Raw genomic sequence first — 24,428 nt, 5'->3', positions numbered from 1 at the left:
GGCGTCAGAGTGCCTCGAAGATGCCCGCCGCGCCCATGCCGGTGCCGATGCACATGGTCACCATGCCGTACTTCTGCCGGTGCCGACGCAGGCCATGGACCAGGGTGGCCACGCGGATGGCACCGGTGGCGCCGAGCGGATGGCCCAACGCGATCGCGCCGCCGAGCGGGTTGACCTTGTCCGGGTCCAGCCCGACGTCGCGGATCACCGCCAGCGCCTGCGCGGCGAAGGCCTCGTTGAGCTCGATCCAGTCCAGCTGCTCCTGGCGGATGCCGGTGCGCGCCAGCGCCTTCGGGATCGCCGCGATCGGGCCGATGCCCATGATCTCCGGCTTCACGCCCGCCACGGAGAAACCGTGGAAGCGCGCCAGCGGCGTCAGCCCGTAGTCCTTGATCGCCTTCTCCGAGGCCAGCAGCACCGCCGCCGCGCCGTCGGAGGTCTGCGAGGAGTTGCCGGCGGTCACGCTGCCGCGGTTGCGGAACACCGGACGCAGGCCGCCCAGCGCCTCCAGGGTGGTGTCGGCGCGCGGGCCCTCGTCGGTGTCCAGCGTGCGGCTGCGCTCGACGATCTCGTCGCGGCCCAGGTCCGGCTGGCGCGAGTGCACCTCGTACGGCGTGATCTCGTCGCGGAACTCGCCGGCCCCGATCGCCCGGATGGCCTTCTGGTGCGAGGCGAGGGCGAACGCGTCCTGGTCCTCGCGCGAGACCTGCCACTGTTCGGCGACCTTCTCCGCGGTGATGCCCATGCCGTAGGCGATGGCGACGTTCTCGTCGCGGTAGATGGCCGGGTTCATGGCCACCTTGTTGCCCATCATCGGCACCATCGACATGCTCTCGGTGCCGGCGCCGATCATGAGGTCGGCCTCGCCGAGGCGGATCTTGTCGGCGGCCAGCGCGACCGCCTGCAGCCCGGACGAGCAGAAGCGGTTGATGGTCTGGGCGCCGACGGTGTCGGGGATACCGGCCAGCAGCGCGCCGATGCGGGCCACGTTCATGCCCTGCTCGGCCTCCGGCATCGCGCAGCCGACGATGACGTCGTCCAGCCGGCCGAGGTCGATGCCCGGCGCCTGCGCGACCACCGAGCGCAGCGCATGCGCCAGGAGGTCGTCGGGGCGCGTGTTGCGGAACATGCCGCGGCCGGCCTTGCCGACCGGGGTGCGGGTGGCGGCGACGATGTAGGCGTCCTGGATCTGTTTGCTCATGGGGTACTCCGGATTCGGTGCGCGGCCGGCCTCGCTTGGCCGGCGCGAAGGGATGGGAAAGCCCGGCGGCGGCGCTGCTGCGGCGCCCGCCGGAGGTCCAGGTCAGTTCCGCAGCGGCTTGCCCTTGGTCAGCATGTGGTGGATGCGCTCCTGGGTCTTGCTCGTCTGCGCCAGTTCGACGAAATGGCGGCGCTCGAGGCGGATCAGCCAGTCCTCGTCGACCACGGCGCCGCGGTCGACGTCGCCGCCGCACATGACGGTGGCGATGCGCGAGGCGATGTCGAAGTCGTGCTCGGAGATGAAGCGGCCCTCGAGCATGTTCACCAGTTGCGCCTTGAAAGTGGCGATGCCGACGTCGCCGGCCACGCGGATCTGCCGCGCGGGCAGGGGCGCGCGGTAGCCCGAATCCGCCAGCGCCCGTGCCTGCACGCGGGCGACGTGCAGCAGCTCATGGGCATTCATCACCACCACGTCGTCCGCGCGCAGCAGGCCGAAGGCCTGCGCCTCGCGTGCCGAGCCGGCGACCTTGGCCATGGCGATCGTCTCGAACCAGGGCCTGAGCTCGGCGAAGACGTCGCCGCCCGCGCCGGCCTTCGCCGAGGCGCGCACCGCGATCTCCTTCAGGCCGCCGCCCGCCGGCAACAGGCCGACTCCGGCCTCGACGAGGCCGACGTAGCTCTCCAGCGCGGCGACCGTGCGCGCCGCGTGCATCTGGAACTCGCAGCCGCCGCCGAGCGCGAGCCCGCGCACCGCCGCCACGACCGGAACCTGGGCGTACTTGATGCGCTGGCTGGTGGCCTGGAAATTGGCGACCATCTTCTCGAACTCGTCGACGCGGCCGGCCTGCAGCAGGCCCAGCGCGCCCTTGAGATCGGCGCCGGCGGAGAACTGCTCGCCGTGCTGCCAGATCACCAGGCCGTCGAAGCCCTTCTCGGCCACCGCGACCGCCTCCTGCAGGCCGTCGAGCACGCCGTCGGAGACGGTGTTCATCTTGGTCTTGAACGAGGCCACGGCGATGCCGTCGCCGTCGTGCCAGACGCGGATCGCGTCGTTCTCCATCACCGTCTCGCCGCGCCCGGCCTGTTCGCCGAGCACCGGGTCGGGGAAGCGCTGGCGCGCGTAGACCGGCAGCGTCGAGCGGCCGACGTTGGCGCCGCTGTCCGGGCCGAAGCTGCCGTCGGCCGCATGCACGCCGTCGCGCTCGCCGACCCATGCCGGCAGCGGCGCGTCCGACATCGCCTTGCCGGCCGCGATGTCCTCCTGGATCCAGCCGGCGACCTGCTTCCAGCCCGCCGCCTGCCAGGTCTCGAACGGCCCGATCTTCCAGCCGTAGCCCCAGCGGATGGCGAGGTCGACGTCGCGCGCGGTCTGCGCGATGTCCTTGAGGTGGTAGGCGGCGTAGTGGAAGAGGTCGCGGAAGATCGCCCACAGGAAGCGGGCCTGCGGGTTGTCGCTCGCGCGCAGGCGGGCGAACTTCTCCGCCGGGTCCCTGATCTTGAGGATCTCGGCCACCTCGTCGTCGGGCGTGCCGCCGGCGTCACGGTAGTCCTGCTGCGCGGGATCCAGGACCTGGATCGACTTGCCGGCCTTGCGGTAGATGCCGGCGCCGGCCTTCTGCCCGAGGGCGCCCTTGTCGATCAGGGCGGCGAGCCAGTCGGGCGTCTGGAAGTAGCGGTGCCAGGGGTCGTCTGGCAGGGTGTCGGCCATGGTCTTGACCACGTGCGCGAGCGTGTCCAGCCCGACCACGTCGGCGGTGCGGAAGGTCGCGGACTTGGGCCGTCCGATCGCCGGCCCGGTGAGCGCGTCGGCGACGTCGAAGCCGAGGCCGAACTCGCGGGTGTGGTGCATGGTCGAGAGCATCGAGAACACGCCGATGCGGTTGCCGATGAAGTTCGGCGTGTCGCGGGCGTAGACCACGCCCTTGCCGAGTGCGGAGACGAGGAAGGCCTCCAGGCCCTCGAGCACCTCGGGCGAGGTCGCCGAGCCCGGGATCAGCTCGGCCAGGTGCATGTAGCGCGGCGGGTTGAAGAAGTGCACGCCGCAGTAGCGCGCGCGCAGCGCGTCGGGCAGGACCTTGGCGAGCTCGTCGATGCCGAGGCCGGAGGTGTTGGTGGCCAGCACCGCATGCGGCGCGATGTGGCCGGCGACGCGGTCGTAGAGCGCCTTCTTCCAGTCCATGCGCTCGGCGATCGCCTCGATCACGAGGTCGCAGCCGTCGAGGAGGTCGAGGTGCTGGTCGTAGTTGGCGGCGACGATCTCGCCGGCCAGGTCCTTCCGCGCCAGCGGCGCCGGCGAGAGCTTGGCCAGGCCGGCGATCGCCTTGTCGACGATGGCGTTGGGCTTGCCGTCCTTCGCCGGCAGGTCGAACAGCACGGTGTCGATGCCGGCGTTGACCAGGTGCGCGGCGATCTGCGCGCCCATGACGCCGGCGCCGAGTACGGCCGCGCGGCGGACGGTGAGGGGTTTAGACATGGTCGTGGGTTCCTTGTCGGGAAGCGGAGGAGGGACGCGGCGCACGCAGGCCCGCGGCGGCGAACTGGATCAGGGCATCGGCGGCGTGCCGGCAGTGCGCGGCCTCGGTGCGACCGTCGGCGCGCTGGGTGATGCCGAAGTCGGCCATCGCGTAGGTGAGCGCGCCGGCGGTGAAGTCGAGCCGCCAGTACAGGTCGTCGCGGTCGAGGCCGGGCAGGGCGGCGGCGATCGCGTTGGCGAACTCGCGCAGCACGTGGCCGTAGTTGTCGGAGAGGAAGCGGCGCAGGCCATCGTTCTTCTCGGCATAGGCGCGCGCGATGATGCGGACGAAGGCGGAGCCGGAGCGGTCGATCGCCAGCGCCAGCGGCGGCTCGATGAACGCACCGAGGATCGCCTCGAGATCGCGGGGATCGGCGGCGACCGCGGCATGCAGTGCGTCCAGGCGGCGCGCGCTCATGTCGTCCATGCGCCGCCGGAACACCTCGTTGACGAGGTTGTCCTTGGAGCCGAAATGGTAGTTGACCGCCGCGATGTTCACGTTCGCTCGCCGCGTCACCTCGCGCAGCGAGGTGCCGGCGAACCCTTGGCGGGCGAACAGTTCCTCGGCGGCGGCGAGGATCCGGTCCTTGGTGCTGAACTGCGTGGCGGTCGACACGGGCGGGGCGAACACCTGATTCAAACGAGCGTTTAATCGTACGGCCGCCACATGGGTGAATCAATCTCGGGACGACGGCGCATGGGGCGTATGCGTGGGGTCAACGATCCGATAGAATCCTGCGTGTTTGTCTTCCAACCTTTTGGATTTGCCGGCCATCGGCAGGTCCGTCCGGGTGTCTTCCGGCGCCCGGCCCGCAATGGAGTTCGACCCGAATCATGTCGCTGGAACGCACCCTTTCGATCATCAAGCCCGACGCCGTCGCCAAGAACGTGATCGGCGAGATCTACACGCGCTTCGAGAAGGCCGGTCTCAAGATCGTCGCCGCGCGCATGGCGCAGCTGAGCCGGGAGGAGGCCGAGGGCTTCTACGCCGTGCACCGCGAGCGCCCGTTCTTCGGCGCCCTGGTCGAGTTCATGATCTCCGGCCCGGTGATGATCCAGGTGCTCGAGGGCGAGAACGCGATCGCCAGGAACCGCGAGCTGATGGGCGCGACCAATCCGAAGGACGCCGCGCCGGGCACCATCCGCGCCGACTTCGCGGATTCGATCGACGCCAATGCGGTCCACGGTTCGGACGGCGCCGACACCGCGAAGAACGAGATCGCCTACTTCTTCGGCGCCTGAACCCGAAGCCCGCGCCGGTGTCCCGCACCGGCGCGCGGCCTCACGAACCCGGTCTGCGCATCGTGACTTCGGTTTCCGCACGCACCAACCTGCTCGACCTCGACCGCGAGGGCATGGAGCGCTTCTTCGTCGAGACCCTCGGCGAGAAGACGTTCCGCGCGCACCAGGTGATGAAGTGGATCTATCACCGGCACGAGACCGAGTTCGGCAACATGACCGATCTCGGCAAGGCGCTGCGCGCCAAGCTCGAGGCGCACGCCGAGGTCGTCCCGCCGAAGATCCTGTTCGACAAGCCTTCGGCCGACGGCACCCACAAGTGGCTGCTGGGCATGGACGGCGGCAATGGGGTCGAGACGGTGTTCATTCCCGACCGCACCCGCGGCACGCTCTGCGTGTCCTCGCAGGTCGGCTGCGGCCTGAACTGCAGCTTCTGCTCGACCGCGACCCAGGGCTTCAACCGCAACCTCTCCGCCGCCGAGATCGTCGGCCAGGTGTGGATCGCGGCCCGGCACCTCGGCAACGTCCCGCACGGCATCCGCAAGCTCACCAACGTGGTGATGATGGGGATGGGCGAGCCGCTGCTGAACTTCGACAACGTCGTGCGCGCGATGAACGTCATGCGCGACGACCTCGGGCTGGGCCTGGCCAACCGCCGCGTGACCCTGTCCACCTCGGGGCTGGTGCCGCAGATCGACCGCCTTGGCGTCGAGAGCGACGTGTCGCTGGCGGTATCCCTGCATGCGCCGACCGACGACCTCCGCACCGAACTGGTGCCGATCAACAAGAAGTATCCGATCGCCGAGCTGATCGCCGCCTGCCAGCGCTACGTCGCGCGCAAGCCGCGCTCCACGGTGACCTTCGAGTACACCATGATGCGCGGGATCAACGACTCGGTGGAGCAGGCGCGCCAGCTGGTCAAGCTGATGCGCAAGGTACCGAGCAAGGTCAACCTGATCCCGTTCAACCCGTTCCCTGGCACCCGCTACCAGCGCAGCGACGACGCGGACATCCGCGCGTTCCAGGAGGTGCTGCAGAAGGCGGGCATCATCACCCTGGTGCGCCGCACCCGCGGCGACGACATCGACGCCGCCTGCGGCCAGCTCAAGGGGCAGGTGCTGGACCGGACCCGGCGCCAGGCGGAGTTCCGTCGGCGTCTCGAGCAGGGAGGTGACCATGCCGCTGCGTAGGCGACTGCTGCTGGCGTCGGTGGCGCTCGCGCTCGGTGCGTGCGGCAAGCCGTCGATGCTGATGGAGCCGAACGCGCAGTTCGAACCGGTCGAGCGCCCGCGTGCGAGCCTGCCGCAGGCCAAGTCGGATCCCGCCAGGGCGGCCGAAACCCAGATCGCCCTGGCCCAGGGCTACCTGCAGCGTGGCGACTACGAGGTCGCGGTCAAGCGCCTGGAGCGGGCGCTGGAGCTCGACCCGAAGTCCGCGGGTGCGCACACGGTGCTCGGCATCGTCTACGAGCGCATCGACCGGCCCGCGCTGGCCGGCGAGCACTACGAGCGCGCGACCCGGCTCTCCCCGGACGAGGGCGCCGTGCTCAACAACTACGGGGCCTGGCTGTGCCGCAACGGCCGCGCGCCGGAGGCGGACGCCTGGTTCGCGCGGGCGCTTGCCGACCCCTTCTACAAGTCGCGGGCCGGTGCGCTCGAGAACGCCGGGACCTGCGCGCTGCAGGCCGGCAACCTGGCCGGCGCCGAGCAGTACTTCCGCAAGAGCCTGGAGCTGCGCCCGAACGATCCGGGCGCGCTGGCCCAGCTGGCCGCGCTGAGCTACCGGGCCGGCGACCACCTGAGCGCCCGCGCATTCCTGCAGCGGCGCGAGGCCGCCGGTCCGCTGGATGCGCCGACACTGGATCTCGGGTCACGAATCGAGCAGGCACTGGGAGACACACAGGCCGCGTCTCGCTATCGTGAACGTCTCCGCGACGAATTTCCCGACTACACCGCAACCGCCTCCGGAGGTTGAGCCGTCCCATGAGTCCGCAGCATCCGTCCATGCCCAACGACATCCAGACAGAGCCGCTCGGACTCAGGCTCAAGCAGGCGCGCGAAGCGCAGGGACTGCGCATCGACGACGTTTCGGGCCAGATCCGCCTGCCGAGGCGCGTGATCGAGGCGATCGAGGCCTGCGACTGGGACCGCCTCGGCTCCGGGGTGCACCTGCGCGGCCAGCTGATGAGCTACGCGCGCCTGGTCGACGTGCCGCGCAGCGAGGTCGACGCGCACTTCCCCGCGCGCCAGCCGGTGGAGCCTCTGGTCACGATGGCCCATACCTCGCGCCTCAAGCACACGCTGGACCGCTCGGCGCGCAAGTTCGTCTATGTCGCGATCACCGCAGTGCTGGCGCTGCCGGTATGGCTGGGCACCCGCGAGCATCTCAGCGGGCGCGACAGCGCCTTGACCTCCCTCGACCAGCCGCTGGACGTCGGGATGGAGAGCGCCGCGCCGGTCCCGCCGGACGTCGGTCTCGACACGCCCGTCCTGGCCTCGCTGACGCCGGCCTACCAGCGCGAGCCGGTCCAGCTGCAGGGGCCGGTGGTACCGCCGGCGACCGGGGGCATGACGCCGGAGCAGGACGCTGCGGAGTCCGCCGCGGCCGACGCCGGCGCGGGATTGGTGCTGCGCGCGCACGGCGAGAGCTGGTTCGAGGTCTACGGGCACGAGGGCCAGCGCCTCGCCCAGGGCCTGCTGCAGGATGGCGAGGTGCGGCAGTTCGATGCCGGCGCGCCGGCGCGGGTGACGCTCGGCAACGCCGAAGCGGTCGACGTCCTGAACGCCGGCGAGGCGATCGACCTCGCGCCCTATCAGCGCGCGCAGGTCGCTCGGTTTACCATCTCGCGCGACGGCAGCCTGACGCCGCCCGGCGGCTGAGTCGCCGGCGACGGTGCGCGGGGGCCGTCGCACGTCATCGCGGCGCCGATCGCGGCCGCGATGTATCCCGCAAGATCTGGAGTACGGTCATCGAACTGCAAGACGAATTCGAACAGGGCGAACGCGTCCGCGCCTGGTTGCGCGAGAACGGCGCGGCGATCCTCGGTGGCGTCGCCGTCGGCCTGGCGCTCATCGCCGGCGGTTTCATCTGGAAGAACCACAGGGCCTCCGAAGCGGAGGATGTCGCGGCCCAGCACTACGCGGTGATCGAGGCCGCCGGGGACGCGGAGGCGGGCCGGGTCGCGGACCTCGCGCACGCGCTGCGCGCGCAGCATCCCGACAGCGCCTACGCCGTGCTCGCCGCGCTGCACGCCGCACGCGCGCAGCTGGACGCGGGTGATGCCGCCGCGGCCGCCGCGACGCTCCAGGAGGCCGCCGGCGCGGCCGCCGATCCGGCGCTCGACGGCCTCGTCGTGCTGCGCCTGGCGCGCCTGCAGCTGGCTGCGGGCGAACCCGCGGATGCGCTGGCGACGCTCGGCCGGCTCGAGGCCGGCAGCTATACGGGCCTGGCCGCCGACCTCCGTGGCGACGCACAGCGGGCGCTGGGCGAGACCGAGCAGGCGCGCGCGGCCTATGACGAGGCCCTGACCCATCTGGATGCCGCCGCGCCGATCCGTGCGCTGGTGGAGCTGAAACTGACCGACCTCGGCGGCGCACCCGCCGCATCGCCGGAGGCCTGACATGACCCTGTCCACCGAAATCCGCGCGCGCCGCGTGGCGCCGCGCCGTGCCGCACGCACGCCCGTGTTGCTGGCGATGGCGGTCGCCCTCGCGCTGCCGGGTTGCAGCACGATCAAGGGCTGGTTCAGCAGCGACGACAAGGACGCGACCGCGCCTGCCGAGCTGACCGACATCACGCCGACCATCGAGATCCGCGAGCTCTGGTCGCAGTCCATCGGCGATGGCGAGGAGCGCCTCGGCCTGCGCCAGCATCCGGCGGTGGTCGACGGCGCGGTCTACGCCGCGGACCTGGAGGGCCGCGTCCGTGCGCTCGACGCGCAGACGGGCAAGGAGATCTGGGAGATCGAGACCGAATACCAGCTCAGCGGCGGCCCGGGAGCGGGCGAGGGCGTGGTCGTGGTCGGCGGACTCAACGGCGACATCGTCGCGCTCGATGCCGCCACCGGCAGCCAGCGCTGGCACGCGACCACCACCTCCGAGGTGATCACCGCGCCCGCAGTCGCGGGCGGCCTGGCCATCGTGCGCAGCAACGACGGCCGCACCAGCGCCTACGACCTCGCCAACGGCGAGCGGCGCTGGACCTTCGACCAGCAGCAGCTGCCGTCGTTGACCGTGCGCGGCAACGCCGAGCCGGTGGTCGCCAACGGCATCGTCTACCTGGGCGACGCCGGCGGCACGGTCACCGCGCTCGACCTGCGCACCGGCCTGCGCCGCTGGGAGCAGGTCGTGGCGCAGCCCGAGGGCCGTACCGACCTCGAGCGCATGGCCGACGTCGACGGCGAGCTCGCGGTGTCCGGCAGCCTGCTCTACGCCATCAGTTTCAAGGGTCAGGCCCTGGCGATGAGCAGCGACAGCGGCGCACCCTTGTGGAACCGCGACATCGGCAGCTATGCCGGCATGGCGGTCACCGAGCAGCGCGTGCTGGCGGTCGACACCCACGGCACGGCCTGGTCGCTGGACCGCTTCGGCGGCTCCGCGATGTGGCGCCAGGAGGCGCTGGCGCGGCGCTGGCTCACCACCCCGGCGATCCAGGGCAACTACATGGTGGTCGGCGACTACGACGGCTACCTGCACTGGATCGACCTGGACTCCGGCGAGATCGCCGCGCGCGAGCGTCTGCAGGGCTCGGCGATCCGCGCCACGCCGCAGGTGGGTGCCGACGGCACGCTCTACGCCATCTCCACCGACGGCAAGCTCGCCGCCTACCGCATCGACTGAGGGCGGCGCTTCCGGCACCGCCATCGCCGCGGCGCGCCCGCGGCGAGCGTGATTTCGTCCGCGGCGGGCGCCGCGGTACGCTGTCGCACCTTCCGCCGCGACGCGACCCGCCTCACCGACGGGTCGCGCGTTGCGGCGTTTCCGTACCACGACGTCATGGACCCTGAGCAATGCTGCCTCTGGTCGCCCTCGTCGGACGGCCGAACGTCGGCAAGTCCACGCTCTTCAACGCGCTCACACGCACCCGCGATGCGCTGGTCCACGACCAGCCGGGGGTGACGCGCGACCGCCACTACGGCGTCTGCCGGCTCCTTCCGGAGCGACCCTTCGCGCTGGTCGACACCGGCGGCATCGAGGGCGAGGGCGAGGACCTCGCCGGCGCCACCACGCGCCAGGCCCGCGCCGCCGCACTCGAGGCCGACCTGATCCTGTTCATCGTCGACGGGCGCGAGGGCGCGTCCGGGCTCGATTCCGAGATCCTCGCCTGGCTCAGGCGCAGCGGGCGCGCGTTCCGGCTGGTGGTGAACAAGACCGACGGCGTCGACCTGCAGGCCGCGCTCGCCGAGTTCGCCCGCTTCGGGGTCGAGGACGTGCTGCCGATCGCCGCCTCGCACCAGCGCGGCATCGACGACCTGCTCGAGGTGGTCGCCGCCGGGCTGCCGGATGCCGCCGCGGGCGAGGAGCCGCCCGATCCCCAGCGCATGCGCCTGGCCTTCATCGGCCGCCCGAACGTCGGCAAGTCCACCCTGGTCAACCGCCTGCTCGGCGAGGAGCGGGTGATCGCCTCGGACGTGCCCGGGACCACGCGCGACTCGATCTCGATCGATCTCGACCGCGACGGCCGCAAGTACACCCTCATCGATACCGCCGGCATCCGCAAGAAGGGCCGCGTCGACGAGGTCGTCGAGAAGTTCTCGATCATCAAGACCCTGCAGGCGATCGAGTCCTGCCAGGTCGCGGTGGTGCTGATCGACGCCGGCGAGGGCGTGACCGAGCAGGACGCCACCGTGCTCGGGCACGTACTCGAGGCCGGCCGCGCGCTGGTGGTGGCGGTCAACAAGTGGGACGGGCAGAGCGACTACCAGCGCAGCCAGACCATGGGCCTGCTCGACCGCAAGCTGGCCTTCGTCGACTGGGCCGAACGGATCACGATCTCGGCCAGGCACGGCAGCGGCCTGCGCGAGCTGTTCCAGGCGATCCACCGCGCGCACGCCTCGGCCACGCGCGCATTCTCGACCTCCGAGGTCACCCGCGCGCTGGAGATCGCCTACGAGGCCTTCCAGCCGCCGGTGGTGCGCGGGCACGTGGCCAAACTGCGCTTCGCCCATCCCGGCGGCGAGAACCCGCCGACCTTCATCGTCCACGGCACCCGCCTGAAGACGCTGCCGGTGAGCTACAAGCGCTACCTCGAGAACTTCTTCCGCAAGCGCTACAAGCTGGTCGGCACGCCGGTGAAGTTCGAGTTCCGCGAGGGCGCCAATCCCTACGAGGGCCGCAAGAACGAGCTGACCGAGCGCCAGATCAAGAGCCGCAAGCGCCTGATGCGGCACGTCAAGAAGCGCTGAGGGAGCGATGGGCGGGCGGCTCGACGACGTCACGCTCGGGATCCTCGCCGGCGGCGAGGGGCGCCGCTTCGGCGGCCGCGACAAGGCCTGGATCGAATTCGCCGGCGAGCCGCTGGTGCTGCGCCAGGTGCGTCGGCTCGGGCCGTGGTTCGCGCAGGTGCGGGTGAGCGCCAACCGCAACGGAGACCTCTACCGGCGCCACGGCCTGTCGGCCGTCGCCGATGCCGGTGCGCCGCAGGGGCCGCTGTCCGGCGTGGCAGCGCTGCTCGCGCACTGCACCACGGCGTGGCTGATGACGGTTCCGGTCGACGCCCACGCGCTCGAACCGGCGGCGCTCCATGCGCTGCGGGCCGCTGCGGAGCGGGCCGATGGTGCCGTCGCCGCCGAACCCGACGGCCTGCAGCCCATGCTCGCCCTGTACCGGGTCGCGCCCATGCGCGGGCGCGTGGATGCGGCGCTGGCCGCGGGCCGGCTCGCGGTGCGCGAGGTGCAGGCGCAGGCCGGCTTCGCCGTCGTCGCGCTCGCCGCCTGCGTCGGCAACCTCAACACGCCGGCCGCGCTCGCCGCCGCGGAAGCGGGCGGCGCGCGCGACGATCCCGCACGACCCGATTTCCGACCGGAGACACCCGCGTGACCGAGGCCCATCCCTTCCGCATCGGCTTCGCCGAGGCGCTGCGCATCGTGCGCGAGACCGGCCACGAACGCCGCCTGCCGGCCGAGCGGGTGCCGCTGGCGCGCGCCCGGGGCCGCGTGCTCGCCCGGGACCTGGCGGCGCCGATCGCCCTGCCGTCCTTCGACAATGCGGCCATGGACGGCTTCGCCCTGCGGGCCGCGGATGTCGCCGCCGCGGGCGACGGCCTGCGCCTGGTCGGCGAGCAGTTCGCCGGGCGGGCGCACGACCTGCGCGTGGGGGTCGGCGAGACCGTCCGCATCACCACCGGCGCCGCGCTGCCCGCCGGCGCCGATGCCGTGCTGATGAAGGAGAACGCGCGGGTCGAGGGCGAGCGCGTGGTCGCACTGTCCACGCCCGCTGCGGGCACGCACCTGCGCCGCGCGGGCGAGGACGTGGCCGTCGGTGACCTGGTGCTGCGCGCCGGCGAGCCGCTGAACCCGGCGCGGCTCGCGCTCGCCGCCGCGATGGGCATCGCCGAGCTGGAGGTCGCGGCGCGGCCGACCGTGGCCGTGTTCACCACCGGCGACGAGCTGCGCCGCCCCGGCGAGCCGCTGGCCCGCGGCGAGATCTACGACAGCAACCGGGTGCTGCTCATGGGCCTGCTGGCCGAGCTCGGCCTGGAGCCGATGGCGCTGCCGGCCCTTCCCGACGACCCGGCGCGGATGCGGGCCGCACTCGCGGACGCCGCCGGCGCATTCGATCTGGTCATCACCTGCGGCGGCGTGTCCGCGGGCGAGAAGGACCACCTGCCTGCACTGCTGGACACCCACGGCCGCATCCGCTTCTGGAAGGTGCGCATGAAGCCGGGGATGCCGGTACTGTTCGGCGACTGGGACCGGGCCTGCATCCTCGGCCTGCCGGGCAATCCGGTCTCGGTGCTGGCGACCTTCCTGACCCTGGGTCGCGGTCTGCTCGATGCGCTGCAGGGGCGGCCCGAGGCCGCCCACCGGCTGCGCGCGCGCCTGGTGGCGTCATGGGAGAAGCGCCACGAGCGGCTGGAGTTCCTGCGCGGCCGCCTGCAGTCGGCGGAGGACGGCAGCCTCGTCGTGCATGCCAATCCCGCCGACGGCTCCCACCGCATGCGCGCCGCGGCCGACAGCGATGCGCTGATCGTGATGGAGGAGGGCGCGCGGCGCTACGAAGCCGGGAGCGTGGTCGAGGTGCTGCGTTATTGAGCGGGCGCTCGCGCCGCAGGGTCCAGCGACGGATAATCGCGCGATGGCCGACATCATCGAGATCCTCCCGGCGGAGGCGTCCGCGCGCCAGCAGGCCGGCGCAGTGCTGGTCGACGTGCGTGAGGTCCACGAGCAGGCGCTGGGCATGGCGCGCGGTGCGCTGGGCGTCGCGCGGGCGTCGCTCGAGGCCACGCCCGCGCGCTGGCTGCCCGATCCGCATGCCGAGGTGCTCCTGATCTGCCAGACGGGCGGCCGTTCGGCGCAGGCGGCCGCGACGCTGCAGGCTGCGGGCTACGGCCGGGTCGCCTCGGTGGCCGGCGGAACGACTCGCTGGCAGGCCGAGGGGCTCCCGCTGGACGTGCCGGAAGGCGACCTCGACTTCCACGAGCGCTATTCGCGGCAGCTGCGCCTGCCGGAGGTGGGGCCGGAGGGCCAGCGCCGGCTCGAGGCGGCGCGGGTGGTCCTGATCGGGGCCGGCGGGCTCGGCTCGCCCGCGGCCTACTACCTGGCCGCCGCCGGCGTGGGCACGCTGGTGCTGGCCGACGACGACGTGGTCGACCGCAGCAACCTGCAGCGCCAGATCCTGCACACCGAGGCGCGGATCGGGGTTGCCAAGGTCGATTCGGCGGCCGCGGCCCTGGCGGCACTGAACCCGCGGACCCGGATCGAGACGCACCCGTTGCGGGTGCGGGCGGACAACGTCGAGGCGCTGATCGCCACGGCCGACGTGGTCATCGACGGCGCCGACAACTTCGCCGCCCGTTATCTGCTCAACGACGCCTGCGTGAAGCTCGGCAAGCCCCTGGTGTACGGCGCGGTGCACCGCTTCGACGGTCAGGCGAGCGTGTTCGATGCCGGCCGCCGGCGCGGACAGGCGCCATGCTATCGCTGCCTGTTCCCGGAGCCGCCGCCGCCGGAGGCCGCGCCCAACTGCGCCGAGGCCGGCGTGCTGGGCATCGTGCCCGGCGTGATCGGCCTGCTGCAGGCGACCGAGGCGATCAAGCTCGTCCTCGGCCTCGGCGAGACGCTCTCCGGGCGCCTGCTGCACTTCGACGCGCTGCGCATGCGCTTCCGCGAGACGCGCCTGCCGCCCGATTCCGACTGCCCGGTCTGCGCGCCCGGACGCGCCTTCCCCGGCTACATCGACTACGCCGCGTTCTGCGCGGGGGGCTGAAGCCGGCCCCTGCAGGAGCGGCTTCAGCCGCGACCGGCTGAACCCCTCGGTGGTGGAGCGGGGCGGCTGGGGAACCGAGACCTCGGCCCCTGCGGATCCGCAGGCAATCCTCCGCGCCGCCGGGAGAGCGGGTGCGGCGGCGCAGCTGCGATGTCCGGCACCGGTCGCGGCTGGAGCCGCTCCTACCAGAAGGGACGCTCAGCCGTGCGTCTTCTGCGCCGCCTCGAAGGCGGCGAGCTGTTCCGGCGTCGCCGGCTTCTGGTGCTTGGCCTTCCATTCGGAGAAGGGTTCGCCGTAGATCGCCTCGCGTGCGGCGTCCTTGTCGAGGGCGATGCCGCGCTCGGCGGCCGCCTCGCGGTACCAGTCGCCCAGGCAGTTGCGGCAGAAGCCGGCCAAGGTCATCAGGTCGATGTTCTGCACGTCCAGGCGGTCGGCGTTGAGGTGCCTGACCAGGCGCCGGAAGGCGGCGGCCTCGATCTCGGTACGGGTGGTCGGGTCCATGGTCATGCGTCGATGTCCTCGTACTTGGCGGGCGCCGGGTTGAGGTGCCCGCAGGCGTCGCAGGTGCGCAGGGCGTGCGAGCGGTAGAAGCGCTCGAACACCGGCGGGAAGTCGGTCTCGATGCTGCCGAGCGGGAAATAGGTCTCGAACAGCAGGTGGTTGCAGCGCTCGCAGAACCACATCAGGCCGTCGCGCTCGCCTTCCAGGCGCCTGCGCTCGATCACCAGGCCGACGCCGCCGGCCGGGCGCTGCGGCGAGTGCGGGACCTTCGGCGGCAGGTAGAACAGCTCGCCGGCGCGGATCGTGATGTCGCGCGCACGGCCTTCGTCCTGCACCCTGAGCACCATCTCGCCCTCGAGCTGGTAGAAGAACTCCGGGCCCTCATCGTAGTGGTAGTCGGTGCGGGCGTTGGGCCCGCCGACGACCATCACGATGAAGTCGCCGTCGACGATGCACTTGTTGCCCACCGGCGGCTTCAGCAGCTCGCGGTGGCCCTCGATCCAGGCCTGCAGGTCGATCGGCGGCATCAGCATCCAAAGACCCTCCGTTGCGTCGTTCAGGCCAGCGCCGGGCCGAGGCCCGGGAGCCGGGCGAGCGCGGCCTCGTAACGCGGCGCGAGTTCGTCCGGAGCCGAGACGCCGTCGCTCAGCACGCGCACGCGGCCGTCGCGCAGGCTGTAGACCCAGGCATGCACCGACAGGCTCTGCCCGCGCGCCCAGGCATCGGCGACGACCGTGGTCTGGCAGACGTTGAGCATCTGCTCGATCGCGTTGAGCTCGCACAGGCGGTCGTGGCGCAGGTGCTCGGGCTCGATGCCTGCCAGGTGGCCGGCGTGCTTGGCGGCGACGTCGCCGACATGGCGCAGCCAGTTGTCGGCCAGCCCGACGCGGGTGTTGGTCATGCTCGCGTGCACGCCGCTGCAGCCGTAGTGGCCGACCACGAGGATGTGCCGCACCTTGAGCAGCTCGACCGCGAACTGGATCGCCGAGAGGCAGTTGAGGTCGGTATGCACCACCACGTTGGCGACGTTGCGGTGGACGAACACCTCGCCCGGGGCCATGTCGATGATCTGGTTGGCCGGCACGCGCGAGTCGGAGCAGCCGATCCACAGCACCTCGGGCGCCTGCTGGTTCACGAGGCGATCGAAGAAGCCGGGATCCTCGGCCACGACGCGATCGGCCCAGGCGCGGTTGGCGTCGAGGAGGTGTTGCAGGCGATGGGTCATGCGGGCGGCTCGCTGCGGAAAGACGGCTGGCATTCTCGCACCGCGGACGCCGGCCCGTCGTCGTGCGGCGCCACGACGCCATCGCCGCCGGAGGTCCCGGATCGCATCGGCGTCCCGCGCGGCTCGCCGGCAGGTCGCGTCGCCGCCACGGGGTTGGCTTGGGGCTTGGGGCTTGGGGCTTGGGAATCGGGAATCGGGAATCGGGAATCGGGAGTCGGGGAACGGGGAACGGGGAACGGGGAACGGGGAACGGGAAGGCATCGTGCATGGGGTCGACGCGAGAATCGCTGCGGTCGGCCCCCTCACCGCTGACAGCGCGGACACCAGTACAGCCGCCGGTGCGCCAGCATCACCCGCTGGATCGAGCCGCCGCAGCCGGCGGGGCAGGGCTCGCCGGCGCGGGCGAAGACCTGCATCTCGAACGCGTCCGGCGTCTCGGTGATGTAGTCGCTGCGCATGCCGGCGGTGGCGGCGATGCCGCGGGCGCGGTAGCTGCGCCGCGGCACGTCCAGCAGGGCCTCGGCCAGGCGCCGGCGTCCGGCGTCGGCGAGGTCCTTCGGTTTCCAGGTGGGTGCGATGCGCGCCTGGAACAGGACCTCCGAACGCAGGTAGTTGCCCATGCCGGCGAGGAACGCTTGGTCGAGCAGCAGCGCCGGCAGACCGCGGCCGCGGAAGCGCGTGCCCTCCAGGCGCCGCACCACCTCGTCCGCGCCGAGAGCGGGATCGAGCACGTCCGGGCCGATGCGCGAGAGGAACGGATGCCGGCGCAGGCCGTCGTCGTCGAGCAGGGCGATGTCCGAGGCCGAGTACAGCAGGACCGCATGGCGCGCGGTCTCCAGCGCCACGCGCAGCGAGCGCGTCGTGGCCGGCCGCGCGCCCGGTGCGGCGACCCGCCAGACGCCGTAGAGCTGGTTGTGGGTGTAGAGGGTCAGGCCGTTGGAGAAGCGGGTCAGCAGCGCCTTGCCGCGCGGCGTCACCGACACGACCTCCGCGCCGACGAGCGCCTTCGCCCGCGGCGCGAGCGCCGGCGGCTGGAGGAACGCCTCGACCAGCGGCTCGCCGACGATGGCCTCGGCGAGACGATCGGCCGCGCGGCGGATCTCGGGACCTTCCGGCATGCGCTCAGAGCGCGTGCATGCGGCCGCCGTCGACGGCCAGGCTGACGCCGCTGATGTAGGCGGCGGCCGGCGCGGCGAGGAAGGCCACGGCGGCGCCGACCTCCTCGGCCCGGCCGAGGCGGCGCATCGGGATCGCGTCGGCCATCTCCTGGCGGATCGTCGCCGCATCGCTGCCGCGCCCGGCGGCGCGGGCCGCGGCGAGCTCGGCGATGCGCGGGGTGTCGATGGAGCCCGGCAACACGTTGTTGACGGTGATGCCGTACGGGGCCAGCTCGCGCGCGAGCGTCTTGGCCCAGCTCGCCATCGCGCCGCGGGTGACGTTGGAGACGCCGAGGCCGGGAATCGGTTCGCGTACGGAGCTGGAGACGATGTTGACGATGCGCCCGAAGCCGTCGCGACGCATGCCCGGAACGACGATCCCGGCGAGCGTCTGCGCGGCCAGCACGTGCTGGCGGTAGGCCGCCAGCAGCGCCGCCTCGTCGGCGTCCTCCAGGGCGCCCGGCGGCGGACCGCCGCTGTTGTTGACCAGCACGTGCACCGGCGCCTGCGCGACGAGTGCCGCGACCTTGGCACGAAGCACTGCGGTCTCGCCGGTGTCGACCGCGATCCAGCCATGGCGCTGGCCCGGGGCGCGATCGTCGAGCGTGGCTGCGACCCCGGCCAGCCGATCGGCGCGGCGTGCGAGCAGGCTCACGCTCGCGCCGAGCAGGGCCAGTTCGCGTGCGGCGGCCAGACCCAGCCCCTGCGAGGCGCCGCAGACGAGGGCGTGTCTTCCGGTGAGGTCGAGATCCATGGCGGCGCGTCCCCGTCAGTCGCGCCGCTTCGCCAGGTGCTCGCGCATCAGCGCGGCCACCTCGGCGCCGGCCGGGTCCCGGCCCGCCAGCGCCGCGGCCACCGCCTCGACATTGGCGACCGGATGGTTCTGGCTCAGCTTGAACTTGAGCGCGGCGCGCTCGACGTGGAAACGGAAGCCGACGATGCCGCGGAGCTGGCGGCGCTGGGCCGGGTCGTCGGCGTCGAAGCGCCAGTCGCTACCCACGGAGCTTTCGAAGCGCGCGCTCATCCGCGCCACCAGGTCGCCGAGGGCGTCCTCGTCGGCGACCGGCTCGAGCCGGCCGTGCAGGTGGGCGAGGGCGTAGTTCCAGGTCGGCACGCGCGCGGCGGCGACCTTGTCGGGATAGGCCGCGGGCGACACGTAGGCGTGCGGCCCGTGCACCACCACCAGCGCCGCGCCGCCGTGCGCGGATTGCGGGTTGGGGCGTGCCCAGTGGCCCTCGAGCAGCAGCGCATCGCCGCGGCGCGCATGCAGCACCGGCAGGTGGCTGGCGAACGGCAGCCCGTCCTGCACGGTGACCAGGGTCACGAAGGGATCGCGCGCCAGCAACCGCTCGAGCGCGGCGGGGTCCTCCTCGACGAAGGCCCGGGGCAGGTACATCCCGGCCTCAGGCGCGCCCGCCGAGCGCCTGGATCATGCGCGGGCGCAGCGTTTCCTCGTCGTCGCCCTGCGGCGGCGCGATCTCGCTGGGCGCGAAGCCGAGTTCGGCGGCGTCGTCCTCGTCGAGGCCGTCGAAGGCGCGGAAGTCGGCGTCGAGCAGCGCGCCGCGCGCGCTGTCGAGGCTGTCGTAGGTCAGGGTGTTGCCGTCGCAGTCGAAGACTTCGGCGATGCCGGACTCGCGCAGCCGCAGCCGCGCCCAGACCAGGCTGCGGCCGAGCGCCGCGACCCACCACTGGTCCTGATGGCTCATGGGTGTCTCTCCGTTCAAGAAGGCTGGACCAGCGCGCGGATGCCGACCAGCACCAGCGCGACGACGGCGGCGCCGGCCCCGACCCACAGTCCCACCTGCGCCGGCACCGCCAGCCCGCGCAGGCCGTCGTCCGGCGCCTTGCGGAACTGCCCGCGCAGGAACCAGCCGGCCCAGGCCAGCGGGTCGGCCCCCAGCCGCGCCCGCGTCCGCGGATCGTGGTCGCGCAGGTGCAGCGCGCTCAGCAGCCAGAACAGGCCGAAGCAGGCGATGCCGCCGATCGCCAGGCCGATGGCGCCGAGGATGGCGAGCTCGAGGATGGCGATGCCCATGCTCAGAAGGTCGCGTGGCCCGGCGTGCGCGGGTAGGGGATGGCGTCGCGGATGTTGGACAGGCCGCAGACGTAGCAGACCAGCCGCTCGAAGCCGAGGCCGAAACCGCCGTGCGGGACGGTGCCGTAGCGGCGCAGGTCGCGGTACCACTCGTAGTGCTCGCGCTCGATGCCGAACTGGGCCATGCGCGCATCGAGCAGGTCGAGCCGCTCCTCGCGCTGCGAGCCGCCGATGATCTCGCCGATGCCCGGCGCCAGCACGTCCATCGCCGCGACGGTGCGGCCGTCGTCGTTGATGCGCATGTAGAAGGCCTTGATCTGCTCGGGGTAGTTGGTCACCACCACCGGGCGGCCGACGTGCTGCTCCGACAGCCAGCGCTCGTGCTCGGTCTGCAGGTCCAGGCCCCACTCGACCGGGTACTCGAACTTCTGCCCGCTCTTCTGCAGCAGGGCGATGGCGTCGGTGTAGTCGATGCGCTCGAACGGCGCGGCGATGAAGGCCTCGAGGCGCGACACCGCGCTCTTCTCCACCCGCTCCGCGATGAACGCCATGTCGTCGGCACGTTCGGCCAGGACCGCGGCGAACAGGTACTTCAGGAACTGCTCGGAAAGCCCGGCGAGGGCGTCGAGGTCGGCGAATGCGACCTCCGGCTCGATCATCCAGAACTCCGCCAGGTGACGGGCGGTGTTGGAGTTCTCGGCGCGGAAGGTCGGGCCGAAGGTGTAGACCTTGGACAGCGCGAGCGCGTAGGCCTCGACGTTGAGCTGGCCGGAGACGGTCAGGAAGGTCTCCTTGCCGAAGAAGTCGCGCCCGAAGTCGACACCGCCCTCCTCGCCGTAGGGCAGGTTGGCGAGGTCGAGGGTCGAGACCCGGAACAGCTGGCCGGCGCCCTCGGCGTCGGAGGTGGTGATGATCGGCGTATTGACCCAGACGAAGCCCTGCTCGTGGAAATAGCGGTGCACCGCCTGCGCCAGGCAGTGGCGGATGCGGGTGACCGCGCCGAACAGGTTGGTGCGCGGGCGCAGGTGGGCGACCTCGCGCAGGAACTCCATGGAATGCGCCTTGGGCTGGATCGGATAGGTCTCCGGGTCGTCCACCCAGCCGCTGACCTCGACCGCCTCCGCCTGGATCTCGAAGGCCTGGCCCTGGCCCTGCGAGGCCACCAGCGTGCCGGTGGCGACGATCGCGCAGCCGGCGGTGAGGTGGCGGACCTCGCTGTCGTAGTTGGGCAGGGCGGCGGGCGCGACCAGCTGGATCGGATGGAAGCCGGAGCCGTCGCTGAGATTCACGAACGACAGGCCGGCCTTGGAGTCGCGGCGGGTGCGCACCCAGCCGCGGACGGTGACCTGGCTGCCGGCGGGGATACGGCCGGACAGCGCCTCCTGGACGCTCGTGATCGTCATTGCTTGCGATTCCCGGGGCACGGCCCCAACTGAGGGTGACTGAAGGAAGGACCGGCGATGATAGCGGCCGGCCCGGACCCTTAGAATACGCAGCGTCCGCCGGCGCCCGCGCGCCGCCCGCACGAGGAACCGCCATGAGCATCCACCTGACTCCCGCCGCGCACGCGCGCGTCCGCCACTACCTCGAGGTCGAGCCCGGCACGATCGGGCTGCGCTTCGGGGTCAAGCGCACCGGCTGCTCGGGCTGGGGCTACGTGGTCGACATGGCGCGCGAGGCGCGCGGGGACGATGCGGTGTTCGAGCAGGACGGCGTCGCCATCCGCGTCGACCCCGACAGCCTGCCCCTGGTCGACGGCACCGAGATCGACTTCGTCAAGCAGGGCCTGGGCGAGCAGTTCGTGTTCCGCAACCCGAACATGAAGGGCGAATGCGGCTGCGGCGAGAGCTTCACCACCGCGGACGTCGCCGCGCTCTGACGCTTGCGGGGCACGGGGTACCCCCTCCCGGGCCCCCGGTCCCCGTGTCCCTGGCTCCCCACGCCCGGGCCCCAGCGATTGCCGGGCCTGCTCGGTGCTGCCATACTATCCGGCTCCCGTGCGTCCGTACGGGTGACCTTGCCCCACCGCGGCGCGCGCGCCGGTCGGGGGGCTGTCCAGCCGCCGCCGGCGGCGACATCCACGAGGAACCACCATGCGTCATTACGAAGTCGTGTTCCTGGTCCATCCGGACCAGAGCGAGCAGGTGCCCGCCATGATCGAGCGCTACAAGGCGCTGATCGAAGGCGAGAACGGCCAGATCCACCGTCTCGAGGACTGGGGCCGCCGCCAGCTGGCGTATCCGATCGAGAACCTGGTCAAGGCGCACTACGTGCTGCTCAACATCGAAGTCAGCCAGAAGGGCCTGGACGAGCTGGTCGACGCCTTCCGCTTCAACGACGCGATCCTGCGTCACCTGGTGATGAAGCGCGACGAGGCCGACACCGAGCAGTCCTTCATCATGAAGAGCAAGGACGAGAAGAACGACCGCGGCGATCGCGGCGACCGTCCCGAGCGCGGCGAGCGCCGGCGCCGTGACGACGAGTCGTCGGATGGCGACAACAAGGCCGAGTCGGCCGATTCCAACGCCTGATCGAGGAGCGCTCCCATGTCCAAGTTCTTCCGCCGCCGCAAGTTCTGCAAGTTCACCGCCGAGGGCGTCAAGGAGATCGACTACAAGGATCTCAACACCCTCCGCCAGTACCTGACCGAGACCGGCAAGATCGTGCCGAGCCGCATCACGGGCACCAAGTCCAAGTACCAGCGCCAGCTGGCGACCGCGGTCAAGCGCGCGCGCTACCTCGCCCTGATCCCGTACACGGACAACCACAACGCGTGATGCGGCGGCGGTGGCCGGCTCCGGCACGGAGCGCGGCCGCCGCGTTCGGCCCCATCCGTTCGGACAGCCACTGCGCTGCGGGCCGCCTTTCGGTCCGCTAACGAATACGGAGCAAGACCATGCAACTCATCCTCCTGCAGAACGTGCAGAACCTCGGCAAGCTCGGCGACAAGGTCAACGTGCGCCCGGGCTACGGCCGCAACTTCCTGGTCCCGCAGGGCAAGGCCGTGCCGGCGACCGAGGCCAACCTGGCCGAGTTCGAGCAGCGTCGCGCCGAGTACGAGGCGCGCGCCAAGGAGCAGCTCGACACCGCGCAGTCGCGCCTGGGCGATCTCGAGGGCGCCAGCGTCACCATCAGCGCCAACGCGTCGGCCGAGGGCAAGCTGTTCGGCTCGATCGGTCCGCGCGACATCGCCGAGGCCTTCACCGCGGCCGGCAAGCCGCTGGAGAAGTCCGAGGTGGTGATGGGCGAAGGCCCGATCCGCCGCGCCGGCGAGTACGACATCAACGTCTACCTGCACGCCGGCATCGAGACCACGGTCAAGGTGATCGTCGAGGGCGTCGCCGCCTGATACGCGGCCTCCAGGCACGTCGCGGACGGGCGCCCACGGGCGCCCGTCTTCGTTCATGGCCGTCGCAGTCGCTGCGACGCGCCGGGCCGACGCTTTCCCACCTGTTATCCACAGCTTTCCCACGGACTTGTCTGCAACGCCCGGTGCCGGCGCCCCGCTAGCATGCGCGGTCGCGACCGGCCTCCGGCGGCGCGCACGCACTCCTCGAGACCGACACCGCCATGGCCGCACGTTCCGGAGCACGTTCCGACTTCCAGCCCGACGCGAGGATCGAGGCGCTCAGGATCCCGCCGCAGTCGGTCGAGGCCGAGCAGGCGGTGCTGGGCGGCCTCATGCTCGCGCCGGAGTCGCTCGACACCGTCGGCGACCTGGTCTCCGAGGACGACTTCTACCGGCGCGACCACCGCCTGATCTACCGCGCGATCCGCGACCTCGCCAACAAGAACCAGCCCTTCGATGCGGTGACGCTCGGCGAATGGTTCGAGAACAACGGCGTGGCCGAGCAGGTCGGCGGCGGCGCCTATCTCATCGAGCTCGCCACCACCACGCCCTCGGCCGCCAACATCAAGGCCTACGCCGAGATCGTGCGCGAGAAGGCGGTGCTGCGGCAGCTGATCGAGGCCGGCACCGAGATCGTCAACGACGGCTTCCAGCCGGAGGGGCGCTCGACCAGCGAGGTGCTCTCCGACGCCGAGCAGAAGGTGTTCAAGATCGCCGAGCAGGGCGCGCGCGGGCGCCGGGCCTACGTGCCGCTGCGCGATGCGATGAAGGAAGCGTTCCAGATGCTGCAGGAGCGCTACGAGAACCAGGGCAACGTCACCGGCCTGCCGACCGGCTTCAACGACTTCGACGAGATGACCGCAGGCCTGCAGCCCTCGGATCTGATCATCCTCGCGGCGCGCCCGGCGATGGGCAAGACCACCTTCGCGCTCAACATGGCCGAGTACGCGGCGCTGAAGAGCAAGAAGACGGCGGTGGTGTTCTCGATGGAGATGTCGGCCTCGCAGCTGGCCTTCCGCCTGATCTCGTCGATGGGTCGCGTCAATGCCGGGCGCCTGCGTACCGGCCAGCTCGAGGACGAGGACTGGTCGCGCGTGAATTCGGCGATCAAGATGCTCTCCGAGGTCAAGATCTTCATCGACGACACCCCGGCGCTCTCGCCCAACGAGGTGCGCTCGCGCTGCCGCCGCATCAAGCGCGAGCACGATCTCGGCATCGTCGTCATCGACTACCTGCAGCTCATGCAGGTGCCCGGCAACAGCGAGAACCGCGCCACCGAGATCTCCGAGATCTCGCGCTCGCTGAAGGCGCTGGCCAAGGAACTGCACGTGCCGGTGATCGCGCTGTCGCAGCTCAACCGCTCGCTGGAGTCGCGCACCGACAAGCGCCCGGTCATGAGCGACCTGCGCGAGTCCGGCGCGATCGAGCAGGACGCCGACATCATCGTCTTCATCTACCGCGACGAGTACTACCACAAGGAATCCGCGGACAAGGGCCTGGCCGAGATCATCATCGGCAAGCAGCGAAACGGCCCGACCGGCTCGGTCAAGCTCAAGTTCTTCGGCGAGTACACCCGTTTCGACAACCTGGCGATGGACAGCGTCGGCAGCTTCGAATAACGCAGGGCTCGGTCCGCGCCGTCGCCGACGAACGCTCTGCCGGGTCCGCCCGCCCGCAGCCCGACCCGCATTGCCCGCGGATCGCCACAACCGCAGGCGCGATTGCCGCTAGCCTGCGTGCCCGAGCCGAGCCGGGCGACAAGCTCCGCTTCCCGCTTCCCGATCC

27 protein-coding genes are annotated in these 24,428 nt (G+C 71.5%); 15 read left to right on the top strand and 12 right to left on the bottom strand.

From position 1 onward, the window contains the following. Positions 1 to 4 precede the first annotated feature (4 nt). The 3 genes from KB893_RS02345 to KB893_RS02335 all read right to left on the bottom strand — a co-directional run bounded on the left by KB893_RS02345 (position 5) and on the right by KB893_RS02335 (position 4,328). The gene (locus KB893_RS02345) at positions 5 to 1,201 is read right to left on the bottom strand and encodes an acetyl-CoA C-acyltransferase (RefSeq protein WP_213173383.1); all 1,197 of its coding nucleotides are present in this window, start codon (positions 1,199 to 1,201) and stop codon (positions 5 to 7) included. 102 nt (positions 1,202 to 1,303) lie between these two features. Then, complete coding sequence (locus tag KB893_RS02340) at positions 1,304 to 3,673, bottom strand: 3-hydroxyacyl-CoA dehydrogenase/enoyl-CoA hydratase family protein (RefSeq protein WP_213173382.1); 2,370 nt, start codon at positions 3,671 to 3,673, stop codon at positions 1,304 to 1,306. Beyond that, positions 3,666 to 4,328, bottom strand: a complete 663-nt coding sequence (locus tag KB893_RS02335; protein ID WP_213173381.1) for a TetR/AcrR family transcriptional regulator — start codon at positions 4,326 to 4,328, stop codon at positions 3,666 to 3,668. Before KB893_RS02335 ends, KB893_RS02340 begins: the two co-directional genes overlap by 8 nt. 218 nt (positions 4,329 to 4,546) lie before the next feature. Between KB893_RS02335 and ndk the strand changes: the two genes are divergently transcribed. The 10 genes from ndk (at position 4,547) to moeB (ending at position 14,376) form a co-directional block, all read left to right on the top strand. Further along, positions 4,547 to 4,954 (top strand): nucleoside-diphosphate kinase, encoded by a 408-nt coding sequence (gene ndk, locus KB893_RS02330; protein ID WP_211928067.1) that lies wholly within the window; start codon positions 4,547 to 4,549, stop codon positions 4,952 to 4,954. A gap of 53 nt (positions 4,955 to 5,007) precedes the next feature. Next, positions 5,008 to 6,141, top strand: a complete 1,134-nt coding sequence (rlmN, locus tag KB893_RS02325; protein WP_484482096.1) for a dual-specificity RNA methyltransferase RlmN — start codon at positions 5,008 to 5,010, stop codon at positions 6,139 to 6,141. Beyond that, on the top strand, positions 6,128 to 6,925 hold the full coding sequence (pilW, locus tag KB893_RS02320) for a type IV pilus biogenesis/stability protein PilW (RefSeq protein WP_211926914.1): 798 nt from the start codon (positions 6,128 to 6,130) through the stop codon (positions 6,923 to 6,925). Before rlmN ends, pilW begins: the two co-directional genes overlap by 14 nt. Before the next feature lie 29 nt (positions 6,926 to 6,954). Continuing rightward, complete coding sequence (locus KB893_RS02315; protein ID WP_211926913.1) at positions 6,955 to 7,830, top strand: RodZ domain-containing protein; 876 nt, start codon at positions 6,955 to 6,957, stop codon at positions 7,828 to 7,830. 137 nt (positions 7,831 to 7,967) lie between these two features. Further along, the gene (locus tag KB893_RS02310; protein WP_211926912.1) at positions 7,968 to 8,570 is read left to right on the top strand and encodes a YfgM family protein; all 603 of its coding nucleotides are present in this window, start codon (positions 7,968 to 7,970) and stop codon (positions 8,568 to 8,570) included. Positions 8,571 to 8,646: 76 nt separating this feature from the next. Beyond that, complete coding sequence (gene bamB / locus KB893_RS02305) at positions 8,647 to 9,789, top strand: outer membrane protein assembly factor BamB (protein WP_211926916.1); 1,143 nt, start codon at positions 8,647 to 8,649, stop codon at positions 9,787 to 9,789. A gap of 170 nt (positions 9,790 to 9,959) precedes the next feature. Beyond that, positions 9,960 to 11,354 (top strand): ribosome biogenesis GTPase Der, encoded by a 1,395-nt coding sequence (gene der, locus KB893_RS02300; protein ID WP_211926911.1) that lies wholly within the window; start codon positions 9,960 to 9,962, stop codon positions 11,352 to 11,354. Between the two features lie 7 nt (positions 11,355 to 11,361). Then, positions 11,362 to 11,988, top strand: coding sequence for a molybdenum cofactor guanylyltransferase (gene mobA / locus KB893_RS02295; protein WP_211926910.1), 627 nt, complete (start codon positions 11,362 to 11,364; stop codon positions 11,986 to 11,988). Beyond that, a complete protein-coding gene (locus KB893_RS02290) occupies positions 11,985 to 13,202 on the top strand; it encodes a molybdopterin molybdotransferase MoeA (RefSeq protein WP_211926909.1) in 1,218 nt (405 codons plus the stop codon). Before mobA ends, KB893_RS02290 begins: the two co-directional genes overlap by 4 nt. Positions 13,203 to 13,245: 43 nt before the next feature. Further along, complete coding sequence (gene moeB, locus KB893_RS02285; RefSeq protein ID WP_213173380.1) at positions 13,246 to 14,376, top strand: molybdopterin-synthase adenylyltransferase MoeB; 1,131 nt, start codon at positions 13,246 to 13,248, stop codon at positions 14,374 to 14,376. Positions 14,377 to 14,574: 198 nt separating this feature from the next. On the opposite strand, the gene KB893_RS02280 is transcribed toward moeB, so the two are convergent. The 9 genes from KB893_RS02280 to asnS form a co-directional block, all read right to left on the bottom strand. Further along, entirely contained in the window at positions 14,575 to 14,883 is a 309-nt protein-coding gene (locus KB893_RS02280; protein WP_211926907.1) for a DUF1244 domain-containing protein, read from the bottom strand. Further along, on the bottom strand, positions 14,880 to 15,410 hold the full coding sequence (locus KB893_RS02275) for a 3-hydroxyanthranilate 3,4-dioxygenase (protein ID WP_211926906.1): 531 nt from the start codon (positions 15,408 to 15,410) through the stop codon (positions 14,880 to 14,882). Before KB893_RS02275 ends, KB893_RS02280 begins: the two co-directional genes overlap by 4 nt. A 23-nt stretch (positions 15,411 to 15,433) precedes the next feature. Further along, positions 15,434 to 16,102: a carbonate dehydratase gene (gene can / locus KB893_RS02270; protein WP_211926905.1), complete on the bottom strand. Its 669-nt coding sequence runs from the start codon at positions 16,100 to 16,102 to the stop codon at positions 15,434 to 15,436. 302 nt (positions 16,103 to 16,404) lie between these two features. Continuing rightward, the gene (gene nei / locus KB893_RS02265; protein ID WP_211926904.1) at positions 16,405 to 17,220 is read right to left on the bottom strand and encodes an endonuclease VIII; all 816 of its coding nucleotides are present in this window, start codon (positions 17,218 to 17,220) and stop codon (positions 16,405 to 16,407) included. Positions 17,221 to 17,224: 4 nt separating this feature from the next. Then, positions 17,225 to 18,013, bottom strand: a complete 789-nt coding sequence (locus KB893_RS02260) for an SDR family oxidoreductase (protein WP_211926903.1) — start codon at positions 18,011 to 18,013, stop codon at positions 17,225 to 17,227. 15 nt (positions 18,014 to 18,028) lie between these two features. Next, positions 18,029 to 18,655: an FMN-binding negative transcriptional regulator gene (locus tag KB893_RS02255; RefSeq protein WP_213173379.1), complete on the bottom strand. Its 627-nt coding sequence runs from the start codon at positions 18,653 to 18,655 to the stop codon at positions 18,029 to 18,031. A gap of 7 nt (positions 18,656 to 18,662) precedes the next feature. Next, positions 18,663 to 18,965, bottom strand: a complete 303-nt coding sequence (locus KB893_RS02250; protein WP_211926901.1) for a hypothetical protein — start codon at positions 18,963 to 18,965, stop codon at positions 18,663 to 18,665. A gap of 14 nt (positions 18,966 to 18,979) precedes the next feature. Next, positions 18,980 to 19,294 (bottom strand): hypothetical protein, encoded by a 315-nt coding sequence (locus KB893_RS02245; RefSeq protein ID WP_211926900.1) that lies wholly within the window; start codon positions 19,292 to 19,294, stop codon positions 18,980 to 18,982. 2 nt (positions 19,295 to 19,296) lie between these two features. Beyond that, the gene (asnS, locus tag KB893_RS02240; RefSeq protein WP_213173378.1) at positions 19,297 to 20,697 is read right to left on the bottom strand and encodes an asparagine--tRNA ligase; all 1,401 of its coding nucleotides are present in this window, start codon (positions 20,695 to 20,697) and stop codon (positions 19,297 to 19,299) included. A gap of 134 nt (positions 20,698 to 20,831) precedes the next feature. Here asnS and KB893_RS02235 point away from each other — a divergent pair, with 134 nt between their 5' ends. From KB893_RS02235 to KB893_RS02215, 5 genes are all read left to right on the top strand, one after another. After that, positions 20,832 to 21,173 (top strand): HesB/IscA family protein, encoded by a 342-nt coding sequence (locus KB893_RS02235; RefSeq protein ID WP_211928139.1) that lies wholly within the window; start codon positions 20,832 to 20,834, stop codon positions 21,171 to 21,173. 214 nt (positions 21,174 to 21,387) lie between these two features. After that, positions 21,388 to 21,825: a 30S ribosomal protein S6 gene (rpsF, locus tag KB893_RS02230; protein ID WP_211928138.1), complete on the top strand. Its 438-nt coding sequence runs from the start codon at positions 21,388 to 21,390 to the stop codon at positions 21,823 to 21,825. A gap of 15 nt (positions 21,826 to 21,840) precedes the next feature. Beyond that, a complete protein-coding gene (gene rpsR / locus KB893_RS02225; RefSeq protein WP_211928137.1) occupies positions 21,841 to 22,071 on the top strand; it encodes a 30S ribosomal protein S18 in 231 nt (76 codons plus the stop codon). Positions 22,072 to 22,190: 119 nt separating this feature from the next. Then, the gene (gene rplI / locus KB893_RS02220) at positions 22,191 to 22,643 is read left to right on the top strand and encodes a 50S ribosomal protein L9 (protein ID WP_213173377.1); all 453 of its coding nucleotides are present in this window, start codon (positions 22,191 to 22,193) and stop codon (positions 22,641 to 22,643) included. 221 nt (positions 22,644 to 22,864) lie between these two features. Beyond that, the gene (locus KB893_RS02215; protein ID WP_213173376.1) at positions 22,865 to 24,262 is read left to right on the top strand and encodes a replicative DNA helicase; all 1,398 of its coding nucleotides are present in this window, start codon (positions 22,865 to 22,867) and stop codon (positions 24,260 to 24,262) included. The last annotated feature ends 166 nt before the right edge of the window (positions 24,263 to 24,428 follow it).

The organism is Coralloluteibacterium stylophorae (assembly GCF_018122625.2).
GTDB classification, from domain to species: domain Bacteria; phylum Pseudomonadota; class Gammaproteobacteria; order Xanthomonadales; family Xanthomonadaceae; genus Coralloluteibacterium; species Coralloluteibacterium stylophorae.
The sequence above is the reverse complement of the archived record's forward strand: the minus strand, read 5'-3'. Positions and strand labels throughout refer to the sequence as shown.